Annotated in this window: 23 protein-coding genes; 3 read left to right on the forward strand and 20 right to left on the reverse strand. The window is 42.3% G+C overall.

Annotation, left to right across the window (positions count from 1 at the left end; genetic code table 11):
- The first annotated feature begins 108 nt into the window (after positions 1-108).
- Positions 109-1,074 carry a pectinesterase family protein gene (locus tag T546_RS0105070; RefSeq protein ID WP_026890693.1) on the forward strand — a complete coding sequence of 322 codons (966 nt, stop codon included), beginning with the start codon at positions 109-111 and terminating at the stop codon, positions 1,072-1,074.
- A gap of 46 nt (positions 1,075-1,120) precedes the next feature.
- Here the strand turns inward: T546_RS0105070 and T546_RS0105075 are convergent, their stop codons facing one another.
- The 5 genes from T546_RS0105075 to leuC all read right to left on the reverse strand — a co-directional run bounded on the left by T546_RS0105075 (position 1,121) and on the right by leuC (position 5,263).
- A complete protein-coding gene (locus tag T546_RS0105075) occupies positions 1,121-1,585 on the reverse strand; it encodes a YhcH/YjgK/YiaL family protein (protein ID WP_026890694.1) in 465 nt (154 codons plus the stop codon).
- A 103-nt stretch (positions 1,586-1,688) separates the two neighbouring features.
- Positions 1,689-2,579 carry a cell wall hydrolase gene (locus tag T546_RS0105080; protein WP_026890695.1) on the reverse strand — a complete coding sequence of 297 codons (891 nt, stop codon included), beginning with the start codon at positions 2,577-2,579 and terminating at the stop codon, positions 1,689-1,691.
- A 308-nt stretch (positions 2,580-2,887) separates the two neighbouring features.
- Positions 2,888-3,361 (reverse strand): Cys-tRNA(Pro) deacylase, encoded by a 474-nt coding sequence (ybaK, locus tag T546_RS0105085; RefSeq protein WP_026890696.1) that lies wholly within the window; start codon positions 3,359-3,361, stop codon positions 2,888-2,890.
- A 134-nt stretch (positions 3,362-3,495) separates the two neighbouring features.
- Entirely contained in the window at positions 3,496-3,984 is a 489-nt protein-coding gene (gene leuD, locus T546_RS0105090; protein WP_026890697.1) for a 3-isopropylmalate dehydratase small subunit, read from the reverse strand.
- 13 nt (positions 3,985-3,997) lie between these two features.
- On the reverse strand, positions 3,998-5,263 hold the full coding sequence (gene leuC / locus T546_RS0105095; RefSeq protein ID WP_026890698.1) for a 3-isopropylmalate dehydratase large subunit: 1,266 nt from the start codon (positions 5,261-5,263) through the stop codon (positions 3,998-4,000).
- Positions 5,264-5,410: 147 nt separating this feature from the next.
- On the opposite strand from leuC, the gene T546_RS0105100 reads away from it, so the two are divergent.
- On the forward strand, positions 5,411-6,316 hold the full coding sequence (locus T546_RS0105100) for a LysR family transcriptional regulator (protein ID WP_026890699.1): 906 nt from the start codon (positions 5,411-5,413) through the stop codon (positions 6,314-6,316).
- A 77-nt stretch (positions 6,317-6,393) separates the two neighbouring features.
- On the opposite strand, the gene ilvC is transcribed toward T546_RS0105100, so the two are convergent.
- The 4 genes from ilvC to T546_RS0105120 form a co-directional block, all read right to left on the reverse strand.
- The gene (gene ilvC / locus T546_RS0105105) at positions 6,394-7,404 is read right to left on the reverse strand and encodes a ketol-acid reductoisomerase (protein ID WP_026890700.1); all 1,011 of its coding nucleotides are present in this window, start codon (positions 7,402-7,404) and stop codon (positions 6,394-6,396) included.
- A gap of 105 nt (positions 7,405-7,509) precedes the next feature.
- The gene (gene ilvN / locus T546_RS0105110) at positions 7,510-8,010 is read right to left on the reverse strand and encodes an acetolactate synthase small subunit (RefSeq protein WP_024836078.1); all 501 of its coding nucleotides are present in this window, start codon (positions 8,008-8,010) and stop codon (positions 7,510-7,512) included.
- Between the two features lie 137 nt (positions 8,011-8,147).
- A complete protein-coding gene (locus T546_RS0105115; RefSeq protein WP_026890701.1) occupies positions 8,148-8,777 on the reverse strand; it encodes a metallophosphoesterase family protein in 630 nt (209 codons plus the stop codon).
- On the reverse strand, positions 8,755-10,740 hold the full coding sequence (locus T546_RS0105120) for a BMP family ABC transporter substrate-binding protein (RefSeq protein ID WP_026890702.1): 1,986 nt from the start codon (positions 10,738-10,740) through the stop codon (positions 8,755-8,757). The genes T546_RS0105115 and T546_RS0105120 overlap by 23 nt, the downstream gene beginning before the upstream one ends.
- Before the next feature lie 126 nt (positions 10,741-10,866).
- Here T546_RS0105120 and T546_RS22860 point away from each other — a divergent pair, with 126 nt between their 5' ends.
- Complete coding sequence (locus tag T546_RS22860) at positions 10,867-12,153, forward strand: MFS transporter (protein WP_166429797.1); 1,287 nt, start codon at positions 10,867-10,869, stop codon at positions 12,151-12,153.
- Between the two features lie 50 nt (positions 12,154-12,203).
- Here the strand turns inward: T546_RS22860 and T546_RS0105130 are convergent, their stop codons facing one another.
- The 11 genes from T546_RS0105130 to T546_RS0105180 all read right to left on the reverse strand — a co-directional run bounded on the left by T546_RS0105130 (position 12,204) and on the right by T546_RS0105180 (position 24,335).
- Positions 12,204-13,124 (reverse strand): PLP-dependent cysteine synthase family protein, encoded by a 921-nt coding sequence (locus T546_RS0105130; RefSeq protein ID WP_026890703.1) that lies wholly within the window; start codon positions 13,122-13,124, stop codon positions 12,204-12,206.
- Position 13,125: 1 nt separating this feature from the next.
- Positions 13,126-14,292 (reverse strand): trans-sulfuration enzyme family protein, encoded by a 1,167-nt coding sequence (locus tag T546_RS0105135; RefSeq protein WP_026890704.1) that lies wholly within the window; start codon positions 14,290-14,292, stop codon positions 13,126-13,128.
- A gap of 314 nt (positions 14,293-14,606) precedes the next feature.
- Positions 14,607-15,071, reverse strand: coding sequence for an SsrA-binding protein SmpB (smpB, locus tag T546_RS0105140; protein WP_024836084.1), 465 nt, complete (start codon positions 15,069-15,071; stop codon positions 14,607-14,609).
- Positions 15,072-15,214: 143 nt separating this feature from the next.
- On the reverse strand, positions 15,215-16,441 hold the full coding sequence (locus T546_RS0105145; RefSeq protein ID WP_026890705.1) for a Zn-dependent hydrolase: 1,227 nt from the start codon (positions 16,439-16,441) through the stop codon (positions 15,215-15,217).
- A gap of 22 nt (positions 16,442-16,463) precedes the next feature.
- On the reverse strand, positions 16,464-17,984 hold the full coding sequence (preA, locus tag T546_RS0105150; RefSeq protein ID WP_026890706.1) for an NAD-dependent dihydropyrimidine dehydrogenase subunit PreA: 1,521 nt from the start codon (positions 17,982-17,984) through the stop codon (positions 16,464-16,466).
- Between the two features lie 4 nt (positions 17,985-17,988).
- Positions 17,989-19,368 carry a dihydropyrimidinase gene (hydA, locus tag T546_RS0105155; RefSeq protein WP_026890707.1) on the reverse strand — a complete coding sequence of 460 codons (1,380 nt, stop codon included), beginning with the start codon at positions 19,366-19,368 and terminating at the stop codon, positions 17,989-17,991.
- 58 nt (positions 19,369-19,426) lie between these two features.
- Positions 19,427-20,605 carry an ABC transporter substrate-binding protein gene (locus T546_RS0105160; protein WP_026890708.1) on the reverse strand — a complete coding sequence of 393 codons (1,179 nt, stop codon included), beginning with the start codon at positions 20,603-20,605 and terminating at the stop codon, positions 19,427-19,429.
- Positions 20,606-20,631: 26 nt separating this feature from the next.
- Positions 20,632-21,441 (reverse strand): ABC transporter permease, encoded by an 810-nt coding sequence (locus tag T546_RS0105165; RefSeq protein ID WP_026890709.1) that lies wholly within the window; start codon positions 21,439-21,441, stop codon positions 20,632-20,634.
- Between the two features lie 11 nt (positions 21,442-21,452).
- The gene (locus tag T546_RS0105170; protein WP_024836090.1) at positions 21,453-22,265 is read right to left on the reverse strand and encodes an ABC transporter permease; all 813 of its coding nucleotides are present in this window, start codon (positions 22,263-22,265) and stop codon (positions 21,453-21,455) included.
- 2 nt (positions 22,266-22,267) lie between these two features.
- Positions 22,268-23,095 carry an ABC transporter ATP-binding protein gene (locus T546_RS0105175; RefSeq protein ID WP_024836091.1) on the reverse strand — a complete coding sequence of 276 codons (828 nt, stop codon included), beginning with the start codon at positions 23,093-23,095 and terminating at the stop codon, positions 22,268-22,270.
- Positions 23,096-23,183: 88 nt separating this feature from the next.
- A complete protein-coding gene (locus T546_RS0105180) occupies positions 23,184-24,335 on the reverse strand; it encodes an iron-containing alcohol dehydrogenase (protein ID WP_026890710.1) in 1,152 nt (383 codons plus the stop codon).
- Positions 24,336-24,338: the final 3 nt, after the last annotated feature.

Consider the following 24,338-nt stretch of genomic DNA (forward strand, 5'->3'; position numbering starts at 1 on the left):
CTCATTAGCTTTCTGTAAAGTCAATCATTTCTCTTGCAAAAAACCCTCAAATTGGGTATATTTAGTGTATGTTTTGCATTTTGTACACAAAAGGAAAGAAGGTTCGATATGATTCACATTGCACAGGACGGCTCCGGGGATTTTAAAAGCATCATGGAAGCCCTGAATTCATTGCCAAAGGATAACTCATCTGAACAGATCTTATTTATTCACAAGGGCTTTTATAAAGAGCAGATTACAGTTACGATTCCACACGTTACCTTTCAGGGCGAGGATGCAGAAACAACAGTTCTCTCCTACGATCTTTACGCAAAAATGATGATGGATGATGGAATGAAACGGGGAACTTTCCGTACATATTCCTGCCTCATTGATACCCATGATTTCACTGCAAAAAACATCACATTTGAAAACAGTGCCGGAATAGGAACGGAAGTAGGACAGGCACTTGCCTTATATGCAGACGGTGATCGTCTTGTATTTGAAAATTGCCGGTTACTGGGCAATCAGGACACCTTGTTTACCGGACCGCTTCCGCCTAAGGAAATTGAAGTCAATGGATTTATAGGACCAAAGCAGCATGCTCCCAGAATCAACGGACGTCATTATTACAAGGACTGTTACATTGAGGGAGATGTGGATTTCATCTTTGGCAGCGCAACGGCCTATTTTGAAGGGTGCACCTTCTTCTCTAAATACACAGGGAAAGAAATCAGCAGCTATGTAACTGCCGCTTCCACACCAGAAGGTCAGGAATATGGCTATGTTATGACAGACTGCCGGTTTGAAAGCAACTGTCCTCCAAACAACGCTTATCTGGGACGTCCCTGGAGAGAATATGCAAAAACCGTTCTCATCAACTGCTTTATGGATGATCATATCTGCAAAGAGGGCTGGGATGACTGGAACAAAGAGGCAGCCCATAAACATGCTTTTTATGCCGAATACGGCAGCTATGGGCCTGGAGCCGTCATGGAACAGCGTCCGGACTGGATTTTCCGTCTTACCGAAGAAGAACTGACGAAGTATACGAAAGATGCCGTACTATGCGGCGCAGATAACTGGAGACCATAAAAACAGGGGATTCGTCCGCAACAGCGGGTACGAATCCCCTAACCTATTAATTCTCTTTGATTTTAACAATAACTTTCTTAATTGGTGCCGGTTCTCCGGCTGCAGCCTTAGGCTTATGACCATCCCAAGGATTGAAAATCATATATTCTCCAGCTCTTACTACTACCCTTAAGCCTGGATTTTCATTGTCGTAAAATACAACATCTTTTTCTTCGTTATAAGGTACCTTTATATTCAGTTCGTCGATCGGAGCATATGTCATGGTCTCACTACCGGATATTACGTATTGAATATCAGAATAATCACGGTGTGTTTCATACTTCGCTTCTTCCCAAGGAATTGTTGTATACTCTACTACATTGGCAAAAACGTTCTTGCCGTCTATTTCATATTTACCTGGCGCCAGGTTCTCCAAATCGGTGTTCTTAAGAAAATCCACTGCTTTTGCGTATCTTCCTTCCACCCCAAGGTTTTTGTAAAAATCAAGGTTCTTTGCTGAGTCAAAAATCATAGTCGTACTCTCCTTTAGCGTATAGTATCATTTGACAGCAGTCCTCAATGGGAACCTGCAGATAGATATAGTATACACCAAAAGTAGATTATTTCACAATGCTTTATTTAAAAAATTCATGGTTTCCATGCTGGAACAAATAGGTCAGCCGGGAGTCAAACCAGCGGACAGCTCCGCTTCTTGAACCTCTCCGGTTCATAAAGTATAAAGCTCCATCAGAATAATCTTCTCCGGACAGAGCGCGGTCAACGCACGCTTTGGTGTTCTCCGTCACCTTCACGGTATTGATGCTTCCGTTTGATACAGGGGAAAACTGGGAAGGGGAATAGACCACTCCTCTTACTGTATCCGGGAATTTACCGCTTTTTACACGGTTTAAAATAACATTTGCTACAAGAATCTTGCCCTTATCATCACATACTCCTGCTTCTGCCTGAACGATTTTTAAAAGTACCTGATAATCGTCCTGATTGACAGCTGTGGCATGGGCCGCTTTTTCCTCTTCGGCCTTTCTGGCTGCTTCCTCTGCTGCTTTTCTTTCTTCTTCTTCTGCTTTTTTAGCTGCTTCTTCCGCTTGCCGTTTCGCCTCATTCTCCATCGCTATCTGAGTATTGATAAGCTTTATCTGGGCCAGAGAGTCTTTTTCAAGCTCCTGTTTTTCAATGACCTGTTTGACCAGTAGATTACCGGCTAACTGCTGTGCCTGTATCTTTGCGTCGGTAAGCGTAATTTGTACATTTGCTTTAGCAACTGTTTCCTCATCTTCAACATGTTCTTCTTCAGCAGCATCTTTTGGTGCTGGCGTTTCTGCAAATGCGGTCAGGGCATTTCTGCCACCGCTGCCAAATCCTGTCGAGGTAAACGCAACGACTGTAATCACTGCAGCTCCCGTCATAAAAACTGCGGAAGAACGATACATTCTTTTCGTGACCTTAATGGCCATGCCTCTGAAGAATTGACAAATCTGCTGAAGGATAGAGCGTAGTGTAAGCATACATACTCCTCTTCTCTTATCTCACTTGCCTTGGCTGTGAATACATTCCACAACCGTTACCGGGTGACAGCCGTAATTATAGAAGAAGCATGTTAAAAAAGTCAATGGGGATTTAACATTTTTGTGATATTTTAACTTTTGGCATTTCCTTCATTTTTATTTTTTAGTCTTATTGCACTATTTTACCCTGCTTTTGCCCTGGTTTTTTATGTTATATTTCTACTAAACTTTTACAATAGTGTTACATTTATGTTAATTATTCATTTTTCCAACAAAAGCCAGTCCACCTCATTTTTGTTTTATGTAAACTAAACATGCATGAGATTGGTAAATTTGCCATTGATAAAGTCTACCAGACTCTGAGGATCCATGATGATCTGCTGTCCTCTTACCCCTCCGCTTACTGCGATTTGTGGGTATTTAAGGGCCGATTCATCAATAAATGTCGGAAACAGCTTCTTCATTCCTATCGGTGAACAGCCTCCTCTGATATATCCTGTAATTCCCTGAAGATCCTTCATGGGAATCATCTCCGCTTTCTTATCTCCAGCTGCTTTTGCCACTTTTTTTAAATCCAGCTCTCCGTCAACCGGAATACAGCAGACCAAATATCCTGTTTTTTCTCCTTTTAATACAAGAGTCTTAAAGATACTACCATGATCGACTCCCATAAGATCTGCCACATGGCTTCCAGAGAGATCATTTTCATCCACTTCATATTCCTTTGTGCTGTAAGAAATACCTGCCTTATCAAGCATTCGCATTGCGTTCGTCTTTACCATTGAATTCTACTCCCTGTATTTTTTTCTAATTATAATACGCAAGCTTGATAATTTCAACGTTTCATGCAAAATGGATCCGGAATTGCCAAATGCAACATCTGACAATTACGGACCCATTTCCCATGGAAATTACCTTATTTCTTCTTATTAATATAGGGAAACAACCCACCTGCTGAGATAATTTCCTGCATAAAGGGCGGAAATGCCTCGCCCTGATAGGATTCTCCTGTCGATTCATTGGTTATGATTCCAGTGTCGAAATTCACCGATACATGATCTCCTGCCTGAATGGCTTTGGCAGCCTCCGGACACTCTATAATAGGAAGTCCGATGTTAATGGCATTCCGATAGAAGATCCTGGCAAAGGTTTCAGCAATGACACAGCTGACTCCTGCACATTTGATGACAAGAGGGGCATGCTCCCTGGAAGAACCGCAGCCAAAGTTTTTATTGGCTACAATGATATCTCCTTTTTTTACCTTGGAAACAAAATCCTTGTCAATGTCTTCCATACAGTGCTTTGCCAGCTCATACCCATCAGTTATATTTAAATACCTTGCCGGGATGATGACATCCGTATCCACATTATCTCCATATTTAAAAACAGATCCACTTGCATTCATGTCACGCTTCCTCCTATAATCCCAATTCTTCCGGTGCTGATATATGTCCGGTGACTGCGCTGGCGGCCGCTACGGCAGGACTAGCCAGATATACTTCTGACTCTACATGGCCCATACGTCCCACAAAGTTCCGGTTTGTGGTGGAAATACAGCGTTCTCCCTTTGCGAGAATTCCCATATAGCCTCCAAGACAGGGGCCGCAGGTAGGGGTACTGACAATGGCTCCGGCTTCTATAAAGATTTCTAATAATCCTTCTCTCATGGACTGTAAATAAATCTCCTGAGTTGCAGGAATTACGATACAGCGTACATTTTTTGCAACCTTTCTGCCTTTTAAAACAGCGGCTGCGATTCGCATATCATCAAGCCTTCCGTTGGTACAGGAACCAATCACTGCCTGATCCACCTTGATCTCATCGAAAGTTCCTATGGTTCTTGTATTTTCCGGGAGATGAGGGAATGAAATCGTTGGCTCAAGCTTTTCCAAATCAATGGTATAAACTTCCTCGTATTCCGCATCCCCATCTGCCTCAAAGATCTTAAATTCGCGTTTGGAATGATCCTTCATGTACTGGATGGCTAATTCATCCACTGGAAAGATTCCATTCTTCCCGCCGGCCTCAATGGCCATATTGCAGATGGTAAAGCGGTCATCCATGGTCAGGTTTTTAATTCCATCTCCAGTAAACTCCATGGATTTATAAAGCGCCCCATCCACTCCAATCATACCTATGATATGGAGGATCACATCTTTTCCGCTGACCCACTTACTTGGTTTTCCAATGAGCTCAAACTTAATGGCAGAGGGTACCTTAAACCAGGCTTTTCCAGTAACCATACCTGCCGCCATGTCAGTGCTTCCAACTCCTGTGGAAAATGCTCCGAGTGCACCGTAGGTACAGGTATGGGAATCCGCACCAATGACTGCATCTCCGGCAACTACCAGTCCTTTTTCAGGAAGAAGAGCATGTTCGATTCCCATCTCTCCTACATCAAAATAATTGGAGATTTCATGACGGGCTGCAAAATCACGGCAGCATTTACAATTTTCCGCAGACTTTATGTCTTTATTTGGAGCAAAATGGTCCATGACCAGGGCAATTTTGTCCTTATTGAAAACTGTTTCCTTGTTAAATTTCTCCATCTCTTGTATGGCAACCGGTGATGTAATATCATTTCCCAGTACCAGATCCAAATCAGCTTCAATTAACTGTCCAGCCCTGACTTCATCAAGCCCCGCATGAGCTGCCAGAATTTTCTGGGTCATCGTCATTCCCATAGTCTGCATCCTCCTGTTGGTTCCATTTTCCTAAGAACCTCTATCATTTTACTGCTTTACATTCTAGCATACTTATTGATATAATAGAAATACATAATATGAATATTTAGTATAATGACTAGTTATAGGATGAGAGGGAACTTAAGCATGGAGCAGAACTTGTCCCAGTATAAGATTTTTTATGAAGTTGCGAAAGCCGGAAATATATCAAGAGCGGCGAAAGAACTGTTTATCAGCCAGCCTGCCATCAGCAAATCCATCAGCAAGCTGGAAGGGAGCCTGGGAGTCTCTCTCTTTACCAGAAATTCAAGAGGTGTCCAGCTTACGGATGAGGGGAAGCTTTTATACAATCATACAAAAGCCGCCTTTGAAGCATTGGCACAGGGAGAACAGGAGCTAAAACGCATCAAAGATTTTCACATAGGTCATTTGAGAATCGGTGTGAGCAATACCCTGTGTAAATACATTTTACTTCCATATTTAAAAGGTTTTATTGAGAAATATCCTCATATTAAGATTACAATTGAAAGTCAGTCTACGGCTCATACCGTGAATATGCTGGAGCAGCAAAGGATTGATCTCGGTCTCATTGCAGAGCCTTCCAACCGGCGTCCTTTACTTTTTAACCCTGTTATGGAGATCCAGGACACCTTTGTGGCAACGAAATCATATTTAAATAACTTATACTTAAGAGAAGGACCGGATGCAGACCTGTTTCAAACGGGTAATATCCTTCTGTTAGATAAGAACAATATGACCAGGAAATATATTGATGAGTATCTAAACGAGAACCAGCTCGTCCCCAATCAGCTATTGGAGGTCACTACCATGGATCTGCTCATTGAGTTCGCCAAGATAGGTATGGGGATCGGCTGTGTCATTAAGGACTTTGTTCAAAAAGAACTGGATCAGGGAGATCTGGTCCTGGTACCTATGGAGAATAATATCAAAAAAAGGACCGTTGGATTCGCATACAATCCGTACGGAATGTCAACAGCTATGGATAAATTCTTTGAAGCAATGAAGATTAATATGAAGAACACTTTTATATAGAAGAAACAGCAACATTATGTTACAAAAAATGAGCTTTGAATGGTAAATACCACTCAAAGCTCATCTTATTTATCTGATTAATTATCAATCATCTTTCCACCATCGTTCCAGCTGTATAGCTTACGAAGCTCTCCGCCTACCTGCTCTAACTTGTGAGCAGCTTCTTTGTTTCTCATGGCATGGAAACGAGCAGCACCAACCTGATTCTCTAATAACCAGTCTTTTGCAAAGGTTCCGTCCTGAATATCGGTAAGTACCTTCTTCATTGCCTTTTTAGTTTCATCCGTGATGATCTTTGGTCCTGTGATATAATCGCCATACTCAGCCGTATTGGAGATGGAATATCTCATTCCTGAAAAACCGCTTTCGAAAATTAAGTCAACGATCAGCTTCATCTCATGAATACACTCAAAATAAGCATTTTCAGGAGCATATCCAGCTTCTACCAATGTCTCAAATCCAGCTTTCATCAGTGCGCATACACCGCCGCAAAGCACTGCCTGCTCACCAAAAAGATCTGTTTCTGTCTCATCTTTAAAGGTTGTCTCTAAAACACCAGCTCTTGCACCGCCCAGTGCCAGTGCATATGCAAGGGCCCTGTCTTTTGCCTTACCGGTGTAATCCTGATGAACAGCAACCAGACAAGGAGTTCCTCTTCCTACCAGATATTCGTTACGTACGGTATGACCAGGTGCCTTTGGCGCGATCATGGTTACATCAACATTCTTTGGAGGATTGATCTGTCCGAAGTGTACGGCAAAACCATGGGCAAACATTAACATGTCGCCATCTTTTAAATTTGGCTCTATGGATTCCTTATAAAGAGCTCCCTGCTTCTCATCGTTAATGAGGATCATGATGATATCAGCTTTCTTTGCAGCCTCTGCTGCGGAATAAACAGTTAAACCCTGAGCTTCTGCTTTTGCCCAGGAATTACTTCCCTCGTAAAGTCCAACAATGACTTCACAGCCGGACTCCTTTAAATTAAGTGCATGGGCATGACCCTGGCTGCCGTATCCAATCACTGCAATGGTCTTATCCTCTAGTAAGGATAAATTGCAGTCTTCCTGATAGTAAATCTTTGCCATCTTTTATTTCCTCCTCATTGATTGACTCGTAATTTATTTGTTAAAGGAACCATGCCGACGACTCTCTGTCCGCCTTTGGCAATACCTCTAGCTAGCTGATTGCAGTTATGGCAGATAACGAATATCGTCTGATCCTCTGGATAATCCAGTGAGACCTGTACGTGCAAGCTCTAAAATCTCATAATCCTCAAGAAGATTAATGAGCGCATCAAGCTTTGACTGATCGCCAGTCAGCATAACAGTCAGAGAATCTCTTCCAACATCAACAATAGTGGCTCTGAAAATGTCAGCGATTGCACTTACTGCCTGACGCTGTGCGGAATTGGCCTTCACCTTGACTAAAATCAGTTCTCGAAACACAGAGTTTCCAGGCTTTAGCTCTTTAATATCTCTTACATCCTCCAGCTTTCTCAGCTGCTTTTCGATCTGATCCAAAATTTCCTGATCACCGATGGACACGACTGTCATTCTTGAATATCTTTCATCCGCAGTTACACCAACCGTCAGGCTTTCAATGTTATAACCGCGTCGGCTGAATAAGCCGGCCACACGGCTTAAAACGCCGGAGGTATTATCAACTAATAATGATAGTACTATTCTTTCCATCCTTATCCCTGCCTTTTTGTTTAATGATTTTAATCATAGCAATCTAAATACTGTTTGTCAATTAAATAAAAGGAATGTGTATTATAATTTAAAGTTATATCACGGCAAAGTGTCAAAAACAAGGCAATAAAATGCTGTTAATTACAGGATTCCATGGCAGATTCCCCAGAACATGGATAATCTAAAATGACATATTCATAGGCATTAATGACTGTGGTGCTGCCATATTGGTCTTTTCGCTTAAAGGAATTTCCGTAATTGGCATGAACATGGCCATGAAGGAAATACTGAGGCGAATACTTGTCAAGTAAATCTTTAAAGCAGGAAAAGCCCTTGTGAGGAAGATCCGGCAGATCGTTGAGTTCATACGCCGGAGCATGGGTGACTAATATGTCAAACCCCTTATTTCTTTTAAGCTTCCACCACATACGCTTGATCCTCTGCTCCATCTTCCGTTCCGTAAACTGATTGGGGGCATCTGGAATGTATTCCATGGATCCTCCAAGCCCCATGATCCGTATTCCTTTGTAGGTCACGATATCATCCTCAATACAGATACACCCCTCCGGGGGGCACTGCAAATACCGGCAATCATGATTCCCACGAACATAATATACCGGAGCCCTGGAAAAGGTGGCGAAAAAAGAAAGATATTCCGCCCTTAAATCTCCGCAGGATATGATTAAATCAATATCCTTTATCTTATCCGGTGTAAAAAATTCGTACAGTGACTTAGACTCTTGATCAGCCAATACCAGAATCTTCACGCTCCAGTTCCTCCATCTCCCCATTGTCGTATATTGTCTGGCCCTGGAGACGTACCAGCGACCGTGCTTCATCGGTAAGTTCTTCATAGTCAGGAATTTCACCAACAATATTCTCTGTCAGCCAGTTCATGGTAGTGATCTCTTCCGGAGTAAGACTTTCTCCCTCTTCACACTGTATCTTGCCATCCTGAGAATAAATGGTTCCTACAAAAGGTTGAAAACTTCCGGCCCGAATGGAATTCTTTAAAAAGTTGATGAGACGCTGGGTCCCATGAGGCAGATTATGAGAGCAGATCACATCAATCACATCTGCGGACATTCCCCACCAGTAATTAATGGCCTGTTTTCCTTTCAGTTCCTTCCGGTCTGAGGCCCCATGGCAGGTAATATTAATTATCTTTTCATAGAATTTTCCCCAGTGGCAGATTGGCGTGGCAAGATTCCTAAGGGTACCATCTCCCAGCTTCTGGTAAAGTCCGTATTCTCTGGAAGGAGCATTGGGGGTAATCATATCGTCTCCTGATATAAAGGTAATGCCTTCGCTCTCAAGCTCTGCATGAGCGTCCCTGTCTTTCACTCTGGACCATTCTAAATACACCACGGCATAGGGATTGATCATTCTGGCCCCCAAAGCAAAGGCGTTGATGTTTGCAAGGGTTCCGTATACCGGATAATCTGCGATATAACCAAGCTTATCTCCCTGAGACATAGAAGCAGCCAGTGCTCCCATAAGGAACTTGGATTCATACATTCTTCCAAAATAAGTACAGATGGAAGAATAAGACATATTAACGGAACAGTTAAAGATCCTAACTTCCGGATGGTCAATGGCAGTCTTTACCGAATCATTGATCATCTGGGAAGCTGTAGTAAAGATCATGTTGCAGCCTGCCAAAAGGGCCTGTTCCATGGCTCGTTTCGTCTCGCCTTCTGTGTCCCCATGGAAAAATGACATGGTCTCGATCTTCTCTTCAAAGGCCTGCTCCAGATACATCCTTCCCAGCTCATGCCCATAGGTCCAGCTGGAGGTTTCAGAGGTCTTTGCATGAATAAATGCGATTTTAAGCATCTCAGGCTCAATGTTCTGAACAGGCAACAGCCAGTTAATGAATTTAAGAGGATTGCTGTCTGCCTTATCATCCATTTCTTCCGGCTGTTCTAAAAGAGCGATCTTATTGCCTCTGGAGGCTAAAAGAAGTTCATCCTTTATCTTTACCAGATCCATCTTAATCTGACGTTCTACCCGGTCCTTTATGGTCCGATAGCCAAACAGCTCTACATACACGAGAAAGGCATCGGAACATGTCATATCATAATCATCACCGCCGAAAGCGTGAAATGCCTTGGAAAAACGATCGTATGCCGACTTAAAGACAAGTCTTTCATCTTCGCTCCACTGCTCACCAGGGTTTTTATTCATGGCTTTGATGAGTCTGTCATAGCTGCCTTCTTTGCTGAACCAGATATCACAATTAAAAGATACCTGATAAAAATCCAGGAATTCATAATACAGGCGGTTATCCAGATCATCCGTTCTTTTTGGTATCATACGGATCACAGATGCTGCGATACTGAAAGCGCCTACATATTTTAAAACACTGACTCTTTTGTTGCCCTCCTGAACATAATACTGGTTCATAAATTCATAGACAACAATGGGATCATGGATTCCTTCCTGAATCTGATGATCGTATAAATAAGCCCATTTCGCTCCGAACTCTGATTTTTCCGATAAAAGGGGCATAAAATTATTGGCAAAGGCGGTAGTTCGCCCTTTTGTCTTGGTTCCTACTATTTTTTCAAGTGGGATATCCATAATCCCCAGGTTTACTTCTGACACAATATCTGTATAGGATAAAATGTCATCAAGAACCGGAAGATAGGGATACTCTCCTTTCGATACAGAAGCCTGGTACTGCCTTCGTCCCCTTCTTACTGCCCCAACATAATCATATAGAGCCATCCGCTTCTCCTTTTCTCACGATAAATTTTCCAATCTTTCTTCCATTTTATATGGAAAATCTTAAAAATGCAAGTAAGTCCATTTCTTTTGTTTTTTGTTTGACGTTTTATTCCCGCTTTAGTATACTTGATACAGTTACGCCAAAATAAAATATACTACTACGAGGTACTCATGGAAGCCATTGCCAGAAAGCTCACGCTAAAATTCGGATTCATCCAGTCCAGCTATTGGATCAGCCAATGCGCTATTAACAGCTTTGCAGCCGTTTACCTGCATGCTAAGAATTTCGACAATACCCAGATCGGATTTATCCTGTCATTTGCAGCAATTTTGTCCCTGATTTTACAGCCTCTGACCGCTTCCTTTGCGGATAAGTCAAAAAGAGTGACCTTAAGGCATCTGCTGCTGGCACTGATGTTTCTGGTTTTTGGATTGAGTCTGCTTCTATATATCCTGCCTGGTTCTTTCCTGCTCATATCCGTAATCTACATACTTGTGAATGCTGTGGAGTTTACCGTCAATCCATTGTTTAATTCCCTGGCTATGGAATATATGAATCAAGGGGTTCCAATGAATTACGGGCTGGCACGAGGCATGGGTTCTATATCCTTTGCTGTTATGTCTTTTTTTCTTGGCTCTTTAGTAGATAAATTCGGTGCTGATATTATTTTGCCAGTATTTTTAGTTTGCTATGTACTCGTAATCTTGTCCACCTATCTCTTTCACGACAAGCTGCCGGTAAAATCCCAGGAGCAAAAGGATGTGAGGGGCCTTAGTGATGATATAGTCCTGGAAGAAGAAAAGGAAGCTTCCGGTATCTTAACCTTTTTTCTGGACCACAAGCTTTTTCTTCTCATGCTATGTGGAGTTGCCATGATATTTTATTCCCATGTGCTTATTAATACATATTTGATTAATATTATGGAACATGTAGGCGGAAGTGGTTCTGATATGGGAATTTCCCTGTCTATCGCCGCTTTTTTGGAGCTCCCCGCTATGGCCTTTTTTATTTATATTGTGAAAAAGATCAAGGTTTCTACCCTGATTAAGCTATCTGCCTTGTTTTTTGCCATAAAGAGCTTTGCCATTCTGCTGGCGCCTAATGTTTACATGGTACATTTTTCTATGGTCTTTCAGATGATTGCGTTTGCACTGTTTACACCGGCTTCTATTTACTTTGTCAATGATCTGATAGAAAAGGAGAACCGGGTAAAAGGTCAATCCATGCTTGGGGTTGCCAATATAGGGGTTGCAGGAACTCTTGCTAATCTCACAGGAGGCAAGCTGCTGGATTCTTATGGCGTCACCGCTATGCTGCTTACGGGAACTGTGGTCACTGCAGTGGGATTTCTTATTATCTGTATCAGTATCAAAGAACCAGACAAACAAAAAAATACAGGAGGCCTTACATAAAGGGCCTCCTTTTGTTTGCTGTTCATATAGGTTTGGTTATGTTTGTTTTATCATTCTTTATAGTCATATAGTTTAGCACTGAAATACCGGTCTCCCCGGTCTGGAAGAATCACAACAACATTTCCCTTATCAATCCTTTCCACAAGCTTTTGCACAGCCGCCAGGGCAGCGCCAGAGGAAGTACCTGCTATAATCCCTTCCTTTCTGGTTAATTCCCTGGACATTTCAAATGCCTCCTGATCCGATACTTTAATTACCTCATCCACCAAATTCATATCCATGGTATCCGCAATAAAATCATTGCCGATTCCTTCTATATTGTAATCGCCATGTTCACCGCCTCCCATGGTAGAGCCAATGGGATCTGCCAAAATACCCTTTATGTCTGGATTCTTCTCTTTTAAATATTTTAATATACCGGTAAAGGTTCCTCCGCTTCCTGCGCCAAGTACGACATAATCTATGTTCCCATCCAAGGCATCATAGATTTCTGGCCCTGTTGTCTCGTAATGCGCCAGCGGATTGCTCTTGTTTTTAAATTGCTCAAAAGATACAGAGCCTGGGATCTGGGCTTTTAGTTCTTCTGCCTTTGAAACAGCACCAAGCATCCCCAGTTCACGAGGCGTATTTATAACCTCCGCACCAAAAGCCTTCATTAATTGTTGTTTTTCAATTGAAAACTTTGTAGGTACCACAAAAATAATCCGATAGCCTTTATTTAAAGCGGCAAAGGCAATGCCAAGTCCCGTATTGCCAGCAGTAGCTTCTATGATTGTAGACCCTGGCTTTAGGAATCCGTTTTTTTCTGCGTCAGCAATCATGTACTGTCCGATTCTATCCTTCACACTTCCACTGGGATTGTATAATTCAAGCTTGCCAAATAGATTGATTCCTTTTTTATTAATAAGATGATTTAATTGAACCAATGGAGTGCTGCCTATTAATTCTTGCATGGATTCATAATATTTCATACTAATTCTCCCTGGCTGCTTTTATGGCAGTCTCTAAATCATCAATTATTTCATCTACATTTTCAATTCCCACGGATAAACGGATCAATCCTTCCGTGATACCCACCTTCTGGCGCACCTCATATGGAATGGAGGCATGTGTCATGCTGGCGGGATGACATACCAATGATTCAACACCTCCAAGACTTTCTGCAAGTGCGATCAGTTCTAATCCATCATAGAATTTTCGAATATTATATTCCTCTTTTAATTCAAAGGAAAGCATGGCACCTCCATTTTTTGCTTGCTTTTTATTGATTTCATAACCAGGGAAATCTTTATGGCCCGGATAATAAATCTTTTTGACTGCGGGATGTTTTAAAAGATAATCTGCAATTTTGGAAGCATTCTCTACGTGTCTGTCAAGACGAACCCCTAATGTTTTGATACCACGTATCAATAAAAAGGAATCAAAGGGCTGTAAAATACCTCCCGTTGCATTTTGAATAAATGCAAGTTTATCCGCTAATTCTTTCTTATTCACAACCACAAGGCCTGCAATTAAGTCACTGTGACCACCTAAATACTTGGTCCCGCTATGCACTACAATATCCATACCAAGCTGGATCGGTCTTTGTAAATAAGGAGTCATAAAGGTATTATCCACAATGGATAAAATCCCATGTCTTTTTGCTAAATCGGCAACTGCTTTTAAATCGGTAATTGTCAAAAGGGGATTGGCCGGACTCTCAATAAAGATTGCCTTAACCTCCTTAGTGATACTCTTTTCAAGCGCTTCCAAATCTGTAGTATCCTCAATGGAGTAATGGATGTCAAAATTTTTAAAGATTTTGTCCAGTACCCGGAAGGTACCTCCATAAACATTGCTGGATATTATTACTTTATCGCCGGAATGAAATAAGGTTAATACCGCGGAAATGGCTGCCATACCGGAAGCAAATGCAAAACCTGCCACTCCTCCCTCCAGCTCAGCAATCAATGCTTCCAGTGCTTCTCTCGTTGGATTGCCCGTTCTTGAATATTCATACCCGGTATGCTGTCCAAGGTGTATCTGTTCGTAGGTTGAAGTCTGGTAAATCGGTACGTTCACAGCTCCGGTTCTTTCATCTCCATAAATACCTCCATGGATTAATGCCGTAGAAATATGCTTATAACTTTTTTTGCCCATTGTTTTCCCTCCATATTTTTTATTTTAAGGATTGCCGTGCAATTACATACATTTATATAGGTTTTATATGTTTATTGTTATAATATGTATATTACTGAATTTGTTGTTATAATCTATAACCAGCTATATATTTTACCTATAACGAAAGAGAAAATACCCGTAGCTTTCTTATGGTTCTGGCAACAAAAAAATTGCCGAATCTGTATACAGTAACCATAGAAACATGGTTCGTTTTCTGTATACAAATTCGGCAATAAATTTTCTGGCAGTGCCATACATAAAGACCATAGGCCATCTTCTGCACGGGCAATTACCTATGATAGATTCTTTACTTTAAAATCTCGTTCCAGCTCTCTGCGCTGGTCCTTCTTTGCTATATCATCTCTTTTGTCATAAAGCTTTTTACCTCTGGCAAGGCCTATCTCCACCTTTACCAGACTGCCTTTAAAATAAACCTGGAGAGGAACCAAAGTATATCCTTTGGTCGCCATCTTCCCATCCAATTTTGAAATTTCAGCTCTATGAAGCAGCAGCTTTCTGACACGCAGAGGGTCCTTGTTAAAGATATTTCCTTTTTCATAAGGGCTGATGTTCATCCCGTAAACAAACACTTCCCCTTTGTCTATTCTAACAAAAGATTCCTTTACGCTGCACTTTCCCATGCGCATGGATTTAACCTCTGTTCCTGCCAGTTCAATCCCTGCTTCATATTTTTCATCAATAAAATAGTCGTGATACGCTTTTTTATTGTTGGCTATTAGTTTAATTCGTTCTCCCAATTTCGTTGACCTCCATAAATACGCTACGTTTATGATACTACAATGTTTATTTTTAGTAAAGGTCTAAGTAACAATCACAAAAAATAAAGTTCTTTCTGGTAAATACCTGTGATAGTATTTACCAGAAAGAACTCTATGATGGCTTACTGTCTGTCAATATGAAGTATGGTATTTAAAAGTACATTCGCTCCTTTTAAACAGTTTTCCACGGGAGTATATTCGATTTCACAATGGCTATGGCCTCCCACACTAGGCACAAATATCATAGTAGTGGGAACAATGTCAATGGCAAACTGTGCATCGTGCCCCGGGCCGCTGTAGATTCTCCGGTTGGAATACCCGCATTCCTGAGCGCTTTTTTCCACGTAATCTACCAGCTCAGAGGTAAAGCTTACGGTCTTTCTGGACCAGGCTTCTTCGTAGCTTACCTTGCACTGCTCTACAACACTTGGGATCTTCTTAATCACTGCGAGCACCTGTTTAATCACTTCCGGGTCCTGATGTCTGGCATCCAGAGTGATTCTTACCTCATCGGGAATAATGGTATGGATATTGGGATGCGCCGAAATTTTACCAGTGGTATAAACAAGCTTACTATCCAGCTGATCCAGCTCATCATGAAGATACTGAATTGTCTTTACTGCTGCATATAGGGCATCTTTACGGTATTTCATGGGTGTTGTTCCTGCGTGGCCTGCCTGCCCGGTAAAGGTAAATTCATAATTAATCATTCCGCAGACACCTTCCACTACACCGATGTCAATTCCTTCTGCTTCAAGTACCGGTCCCTGTTCGATATGAAGCTCTACCAGAGCCTTTGTTTTTAGCGGATCCATACGGTTTTCTTCTTTTCCTTTAAATCCGCTTTTATCCAAAGCCTCTCCAAAGGTCAAATCTGGAATATCTTTTGCTTTGGAAGCAAGCATGGTATCTTTATCAAACTTTCCGCAGATGACACCGGAAGACATCATGGCCGGTTCAAATCTTGCACCTTCTTCATTGGTCCACACAATGACTGTAATGGGGTGTCTGTGGGGTATTTTTTCTTTTACAATGGTCTCAGCTACTTCCATAGCGGTTAAGACGCCTAAAATTCCATCATAATTTCCACCCTGCCGCACCGAATCCATATGAGAGCCAGAGAAAATGGCAGGCAAATCCTCTGTGCCGGAAATGGTGGCATACATATTGGCCATATCGTCTGTAGTTACTGTGGCACCGATTGCCTCCATTCGTTTAACAAATTCAGTTCTTGCAGCAATCGCCTCTTCGGATAAGGAAAATCTGGTAATCCCTCCTTTTCCCGTATCACCGAACCGTCCAAAGGTTTTTATCTTATCTTCCATTCTCTCATAATCGCATTGAATCATTCTGCTTACCTCCTCTATTCTCTTAATTCGCTGGTTGATTCTCCCGCTTTTTTACTCTGGTTCCGGCTGAAATTGCACCTACCGGACACACCAGCAAGCAGAGATGGCAGCCTACACATTTTTTGCCGTCCATAATCGGCTTTTTCGTATCCTTATCCTGCCTTAATGCCTGATGACCACCGTCATAACAGGAGATATAGCACCGTCCGCAGCCCACGCACTGATTCCGGTCAAATTTTGGATAACAGATGGAATCCCGTTCAAGCTCATCTGCAGGTATGGTATGGACAAGCGCCTTCCCAACGATTTCTTTTACGCTTTTATAGCCATGAGTGCTTAAGTAATATTTCATCCCTTCTATCATGTCATCAATGATACGATAGCCATACTGCATGACAGAGGTCGTGACCTGTATGTTTTCACAGCCAAGTGCCATAAATTCAAAAGCATCTTTCCAGGACTCAATTCCACCCATACCGCTTATTGGTGTATGGATCAGTCCAGGAAGATTCTTCATGGTATGGATAAAGCGAAGGGCAATGGGTTTCACTGCCTTTCCAGAGTAACCTCCCACGCTTGTTTTTCCTGAAACAAAGGGACCAGATACAAAAGAATCTGTATCTACGTTCATAATACTCTTAATGGTATTAATAGCCGCAATTCCATCGGCACCTGCCTCTACGGCAGCGAGGGCAGGGATTTCCATGTTCCCAATATTGGGCGTCATTTTAGCCAGGACAGGAAGATGAGTTCCTTTTTTTACTGCCTTAGTGTAAGCTGCGACCAATTCCGGATTCTGGCCCACATCAGAGCCTAATCCATTGGCAGCCATGTGAGGACAGGAAAAATTGCATTCAATAATATCTGCACCAGCTTCCGTCACGATTTTGGCAAGGTACGTCCACTCTTCTTCTGTCTGCCCCATAATGGAAGCAACAAATATTTTCGTGGGGTAATCCCGCTTTAAATCTCTGATAAACGCCAGATTTTCTTCTAAGGTGTGATCGGATATCTGCTCTATATTTTTAAAGCCTACAAAAGGAAGGGCTTCTTTTCTCAGTGCATCAAATCTTGGGGATACCTCCTTAGGAACAAAGGTTCCTATGGTTTTAAATGCCACCCCTGCCCATCCCATCTCAAAGGCCTTAGCTACCATCTCATAATTGCTTCCCACAACAGAGGAGGAGAGAAAAAAAGGATTTTCACACGGAATACCGCAGAAGTCAATGGATAAGTCTACTTCCTCTTTCTCCACCTTTTCGTAGGAGGTGAGCTTTTCAAACATATCAGGAATGGGAACTGGTGCATTGATTTTCCCTTTTAAACAGGCCGACAAACAAGGTTTATCTTCACAGCTGCTGCAAGGAAGAGATTCCGGCAGACGGCTTATGGCGCCAAAAATATTTTCAAAGCGATAGCTGCGTATTACTTGATCAATCTCCAGCTCATACGGGCAAGCCTTGGTACAGGGCGCCTCATGACACAAAAGGCATCCGCCTGTTTCCTCTAACAAGGAAGTTTCTTTGTATAATAATTTATCCATACTATCACTCCAAGCCATATTTTTGCGGTTCACGTTTTACAAAGGCTCCAAAACCTGGAGTCCCTACAAATTCTCCTTCATCGTATACTAAGGTTCCTCTCACATAAGTCTGAACCGGATACCCCTGTACTTTAATCCCTTCCCATATGGTGTGATCATAATCCGAATGCATATTGTCAACGGAAATGGTCAGCTCTTTTTCCTTGTCATAAATGACAATATCTGCATCCTTTCCAATGGTCAGGGAACCTTTTTGCGTACATCCAAAAATCTTAGCCGGATTGGAAGCACATAATTCGACTGCACGGTTAAAGCTTATCTTCCCCTCGTTTGCTTTTGAAAGCATATAAGGATATAGGTTCTCAATTCCTGCACAGCCGTTGGGAATCTTAGTAAAATCATCTTTTCCCCAGTCTTTTTCGTAACTCTGGAATGGGCAATGGTCGGTTGCCACCGTATCAATGCTTCCATCCATAATGGCTTTCCACAAGGCATCCTGACTCTCCTTGGCCTTCATCGGCGGGGAGCAGACAAAGTTCCTTCCATCTTCCCTTTTATAAACGTCACAAGTAAATTCCAGATACTGAGGACAGGTTTCAATGAAGATGTTATGGCCTTCTCTTTTTGCTGCAACGGCAGCCTCCAGTCCTTCCTTATCCGCCATATGAACGATATAAAGAGGTGCATCCACAGATTTAGCCCAGTGTACGGCCCGTTTGTCAGCTTCTGCCTCTACAAACTCCGGTCTGCTTAAATAGTGATACCATGGGGTTGTTTTTCCTTCTGCCTTAAACTGTTCTATATTTAAATCAATCACATCCGGATTCTCTGCGTGAATGTTTGTTATGGCTCCTGCTTCCTTTGCCCTTTTAAGAATGCGAACCAGGGTTCCGTCATCTACCATCATGCCTTCCTTCTTATAAACAAGAAAGCATTTAAAACTGGTTACGCCATAATCCACCGCATCTTCAAATTCATCCAAAATGGCGCCGCCGTTTAAATCGGTGATACAACAGTGAAATGCGTAATCGATACAAGCCTCCGGATCGCACATATCCTTTCTTTCCTGAACCGTTTCCACAATGCCTTTTCCTTTTCTCTGGATGGGATAATCAAATACCGTGGTAACTCCGCCGCAGGCTGCTGCTCTTGTTCCTGACAAGTAGCCGTCTGCTGAAACCGTTCCTCCAAAGGGCATTGCCAGGTGCGTATGTACATCAATGGCTCCTGGTAAAACAAGCTTTCCGGTGGCATCAACAACCTTTTTTGCATCTACTTTTAAATCGGTTCCTATGCATACGATTTTTCCGTCTTTCACTGCAATATCACCTATATAGGTTTCTTCCGATGTTACAATTGTTCCATTCTTAATTAATAAATCCATCACATTACCTCCTTAACGGATTCGTGGGTGCAAAGGCACCCACGATGATAGCTGCTTATTATTTGTTTACCTTATATACCAGTACTAAGCCTGATCTCTGATAAACCTGAGATACCGCCACTAAATTCATGCCCCCTGCATTTGCTGCAATCAGGTTTGCATCCCATGTCACACCAAAATCTACCTGACCGGAATTTACTGCTGTTGTTTCTCCGATATCACCGCCGCCTGGTGTGATGGTCACGTTTAATCCTGCATCTTTATAATAGCCTTTTGCTGCTGCCACATAATATCCCATGAACTGGGCCTGTGGAAGCCATTTTAACTGAATGGATACATCTGTTTTCTCCGGTGCTCCCAAGGTCGCATCACTCATAGCGTCTGTCCAGTAAGATGCATCACGGAAATCGTCTAAGGTTAAAGTCTGTAATTTTTCTGCTGCAGCACTGTCGTTTAATTTGATGTATTTCTTAGCAAGGTCAAGAGTCTGCTGCAATGCCTCATCATCTAGCTTTCCAAGATCAACTACCTTGTTTCCTTTTGTATCTGTTTCAACTAATTTCTTTACTTCTTCTGCCATGTAAGCCTGATGATCGCTGGATACTGAGGAACCTGCTTCAAATACGATTTTTGCTGCTTCCTCTGGATTGGCACAGGCATATTCCCAGCCCTTCATAGAGGCACGAACAAATGCTTTTACGGTATTTGGATTTGCCTTGGCAAATTCCTTCGTGGTAAAAATATTATCCTCAAGCATTGCTACGCCTTCATCATTCATATCAATGTATTTAACGGAATCTCCATATCCATATCCTCCCTGATAGGAGTTCTTCACCAGACCAAGCTCATTGTAGGTCATGGCTGATGCTAATAAAATGGAATCATCGTCAAAGCCATCCATATCAAACGCCTGACTTAAAAATCCGGTTTCCTGACCGTATTTGCTTAAGAGAGCCTGAACCTCGTATTCATTGCCAAGTCCCCAGTTTCCGACCTTGCCTTTTTTTGCTGCGTCCTCCACAATATCTTTTGCAGTGGCATCAGCTGCATAATATTTGCCTGCGCTCTCAGCGCCTTTTGCTTCTGTTGTCTCTTCTGCTTTCGCTGTGGTACTTTCTGAAGCTGATGTTGTCTGAGCCGTTTCTTTTCCGGTGCTGCCTCCGCAAGCAGTTAATGCTGCTGTGGTAAGTGCAATGGTTAATGCTGCTGCGGTTAAATTTCCTTTTCGTCTTCTCATAATTAATTCCTCCTCTAAACTAGTTTTTATCTTCTTCCTCTCAGCAAAGCTCCTTCCGCACAGAGCAGTATGCCGTACATAATAATTCCAATGGCACATGCTACTACAATATAGGCCCAGGCCGTTGCATACTGGGCGAGCACAATATTTTCCCTGATCTGTCTGCCAACTCCTATAATGAATTCAGCAAAATACTCACTGACCAGAGCGCTGATAATGCTGGCTGGAACGCTGACTCGTAAGGCAACAAATATATAAGGTACGCTATTGGGAATTCTTAGCTTTAGAAAGACCGTTAATTTTCCTGCTGCATAGCTTTTCATTAAATCCAGACTATAAGGCTTTAATTCATTTAAGCCCCTGTAAGCGTTGATGCTCATTGCGACGGTACAGGTGATCGTGACCACGATGGTCTTTGCAAACATGCTTCTTATATTGGCATCATCGCTTATATCCTTTGTCAGATTATTAAGTATGGGAGCTATTGCAATGATCGGAACTGCGCTGATGGCAGATGCAATGCTTAAGCCTCCTGCTCCCCATTTGGGAAACACGGTAGCAATGATTCCAAGTAAATATCCAAAGACAGAGCCAAAGAACAGTCCTCCTGCCGCAACAATGACGGTTGCTGTCACATTCTTTCTTATGGCTGGCCCATTATCCAGAATAATATTTAAAATCCTTCCCGGAAGAGGCAGTGCAAAAGTATCAGCTCCTATCATCTTGTGCAACAGCTGTGTCTGCCATAGAATCAGCAAAAGGATACCAAATATGACTGGATATAAAACAGTTGTGAGGGACTGTTTCTCCCATTTCAGATATCTTTTTTTCTTCATGTTATCTCCTTCTACTTTTTCTTTCTCTTATAAGGTGATATCGCCTGCTCCAGTAAAACCATGAGATAAAAGCTGAGGATTCCAATCATGGCGCTTAAAAATACGATCTGCCAGAAAATATATATGGTAGTTGCATGCTTTAAGGATTGAGAAAGTGCGGTTCCAAGTCCTGCTCCTCCCTGTAACGTATCTACCAGAATTGCCGCAGTAATCGCCATAGGCGCCGATATCTTAAGCCCTGTAAAAAAATAAGGCAGGGACGATGGAATAAGCAGCTTTCGGTATATCTCAAATTTACTGGCTGCAAGAGAATACATGAGCTCGTGTTTTTCCTTTTCTACTGATTTAAAACCTGCCAGGGTATTGGTGGCAACGGGATAAAAGGTCAGTATGGCTGCTATGATGATACGGCTTTTATTAATATCCTTTGTAATGGCAAGGACGATAGGCGCCATACCAAGGATAGGAATCATCTGAATCATCATCAGATATGGAAATAATATCTTTTCAACCGGCAAAAAGAGATTCATGACCAGTGCCAGAACAAATCCCAGACCAGCACCTATGACAAACCCAATTCCTGCCCGGAGAAGAGTAATTCCCGCATTGCTTAATACGATCTGAAATGCGGTCTGGGTTCCATTCACCTTATTGGTCGTAAAAACAGAAGCCAGGATCTGATGGAGATGAGGCAGCACATTCTCCGGAGACCGTTTGGTTCCTTCAATAATCGTAGCCCCAATCTCCCAAATAATGATTAAGCCGATAACCCAGACCAGGGTCACCATATATTTGGAGGAGAGTAATTTTTTCATCCGGATCATAATCATACCCCCTCAAAGCTGTTTCTAACCTTAGATACCAAGGCATTAAACTCCTGGGTTTCTTTCATTTCTATGGGTCTTGGTCTTGGAAGGTCAATATCCACGATGGCAGATACACGGCCTGGATGTGGAGATAAAACAACAACCCTGTCTGATAAATAGACTGCCTCCTGAATGTTATGAGTCACAAATAATATGGTTTTATTGGTCTTTTGCCAGATGCGCAAAAGATCTTCGTGAAGCTTCTCCTTCGTGAATTCATCAAGGGCTGAAAATGGTTCATCCATTAAAAGTATCTCCGGACGAATTGCCAGGGCTCTTGCGATATTGACTCTTTGCTGCATGCCTCCGCTTAATTCATGAGGGTATTTCTGTCCAAATTCCATCAGTCCAACCAGCTCAAGCATTTTAGTGACCCGCTTCGTCCGGTCCTTTTTAGGCATTCCAAGAAGTTCCATAGGCATACAAACATTTCTTCGTACTGTCCGCCATTCATAAAGTACCGGGGACTGAAATACAATACCATATTTTTTCTGCAGGCGGATCTCTCTTGGTGACAGGCCCCGAACCGAAATAGTCCCTGACGTCTTTTCCTGTAAATCGGCAATTGTCCGAAGTAAGGTAGTTTTTCCACATCCCGAGGGCCCTAAAAGAGAGATAAATTCGCCTTGCTTGATTTCCAGATTTACGTTGGATAAAGCGACAATCGGCTCTCCTCCATCTTTATCAGGAAATTTCACGCTCAGGTTTTCAATTTTAATCTCGGTTTCTCTGGGAAGGGCTGGGTCTCTTTCTTTAAATTCTTCCTCTATATTCTCTACGTTCACCATTTAAGTCCTCCTGTTATGCAGACAAGGGTGTAAAGCTTTCGCCTTACACCCTTGTAAGTTAATTACGATAAGTAGGAAGTATTATGATTTAAAACAATCTACTGTATATGCTCAACAAATCTTCTTTCCCTATCTCTTTTCTTGTATTGGAAGGGCTTCCGCTTGCCATGGCATCCGTTGCCATCTTGTCAAAGGCAGCTTCAAACTCTTCCTTTTTGATTCCATATTCCTTTATGGCAGGAATGTGGCATTTCCCGCAAAGCTTATTAAGTTCCGCAAAAAATGCTTTGCTGGCTTCTTTTTCATCCGTTTCTTCCTTAGCTGCACCAATTACCCTGGCCATAGCAGCAAACCGGTCGTAACAGCCATCTGCCACATAAGAAAGGCACTCTGAGATAATCATTGCATTGGAGATTCCATGAGGTATGTGAAAAAGCGCTCCAATGGGCCGGCTCATACCGTGTACAATGGTCACCGATGCATTATTGATGCAGACACCGGCTTCGAATGCGGCAATTGCCATCTCCTCTCTTGCTTTTAGATTCGTTCCGTCCTCATAGGCAAGAGGAAGATATTTAAAAATACGCCTGATTGCAGATAACGCATAGGTATCGGTAAGGGCATTGGCCTTTTTGGATATATAAGATTCCACTGCATGAGTTAGGGCATCCATACCGGTGGCAGCCGTAATGCTTTTAGGTGCTGTCACTGTAAACTCAGGATCAATGATTGCGATTTCAGGCAATAGATCATCGCCTTTTAACAGCATCTTGATTCCTTTTTTTGTATCCTTAATAACAGTGAATTTTGTTGTTTCCGAGCCGGTTCCTGCTGTCGTAGGTATGAGTACCAATGGAGGGAAATTTCCTTTCAGCTCCTGGCCCATATAATCAGAGATGTCTCCGCCTAATGCTGTCATGGCTCCAATCGCCTTGGCGCTGTCTAAAGGACTTCCGCCTCCGATTCCAATGATAAAATCACAATCGGAATCCTTATAAGCCTTTACTCCGGCGAGAATCATCTCATCCGTCGGCTCGCCGGTTATGTCATTAAATATGGTGTGTTCTATGTTCCATCGGTCAAGATATCCTGTCAGTATAGAAACTGTTCCCGTCTTTGTTACTACTTTTCCAGTTACGATAAACGCTTTCTTTCCCAGACTTTTGATCGCATCTTCACTGTTTTCCAATGCATCTGCGCCTAACATTGTTTGCCCTGGTAACATAAATTTAGTTGCCATAGT

It is taken from the genome of [Clostridium] aerotolerans DSM 5434 (assembly GCF_000687555.1).
Classification (GTDB): domain Bacteria; phylum Bacillota; class Clostridia; order Lachnospirales; family Lachnospiraceae; genus Lacrimispora; species Lacrimispora aerotolerans.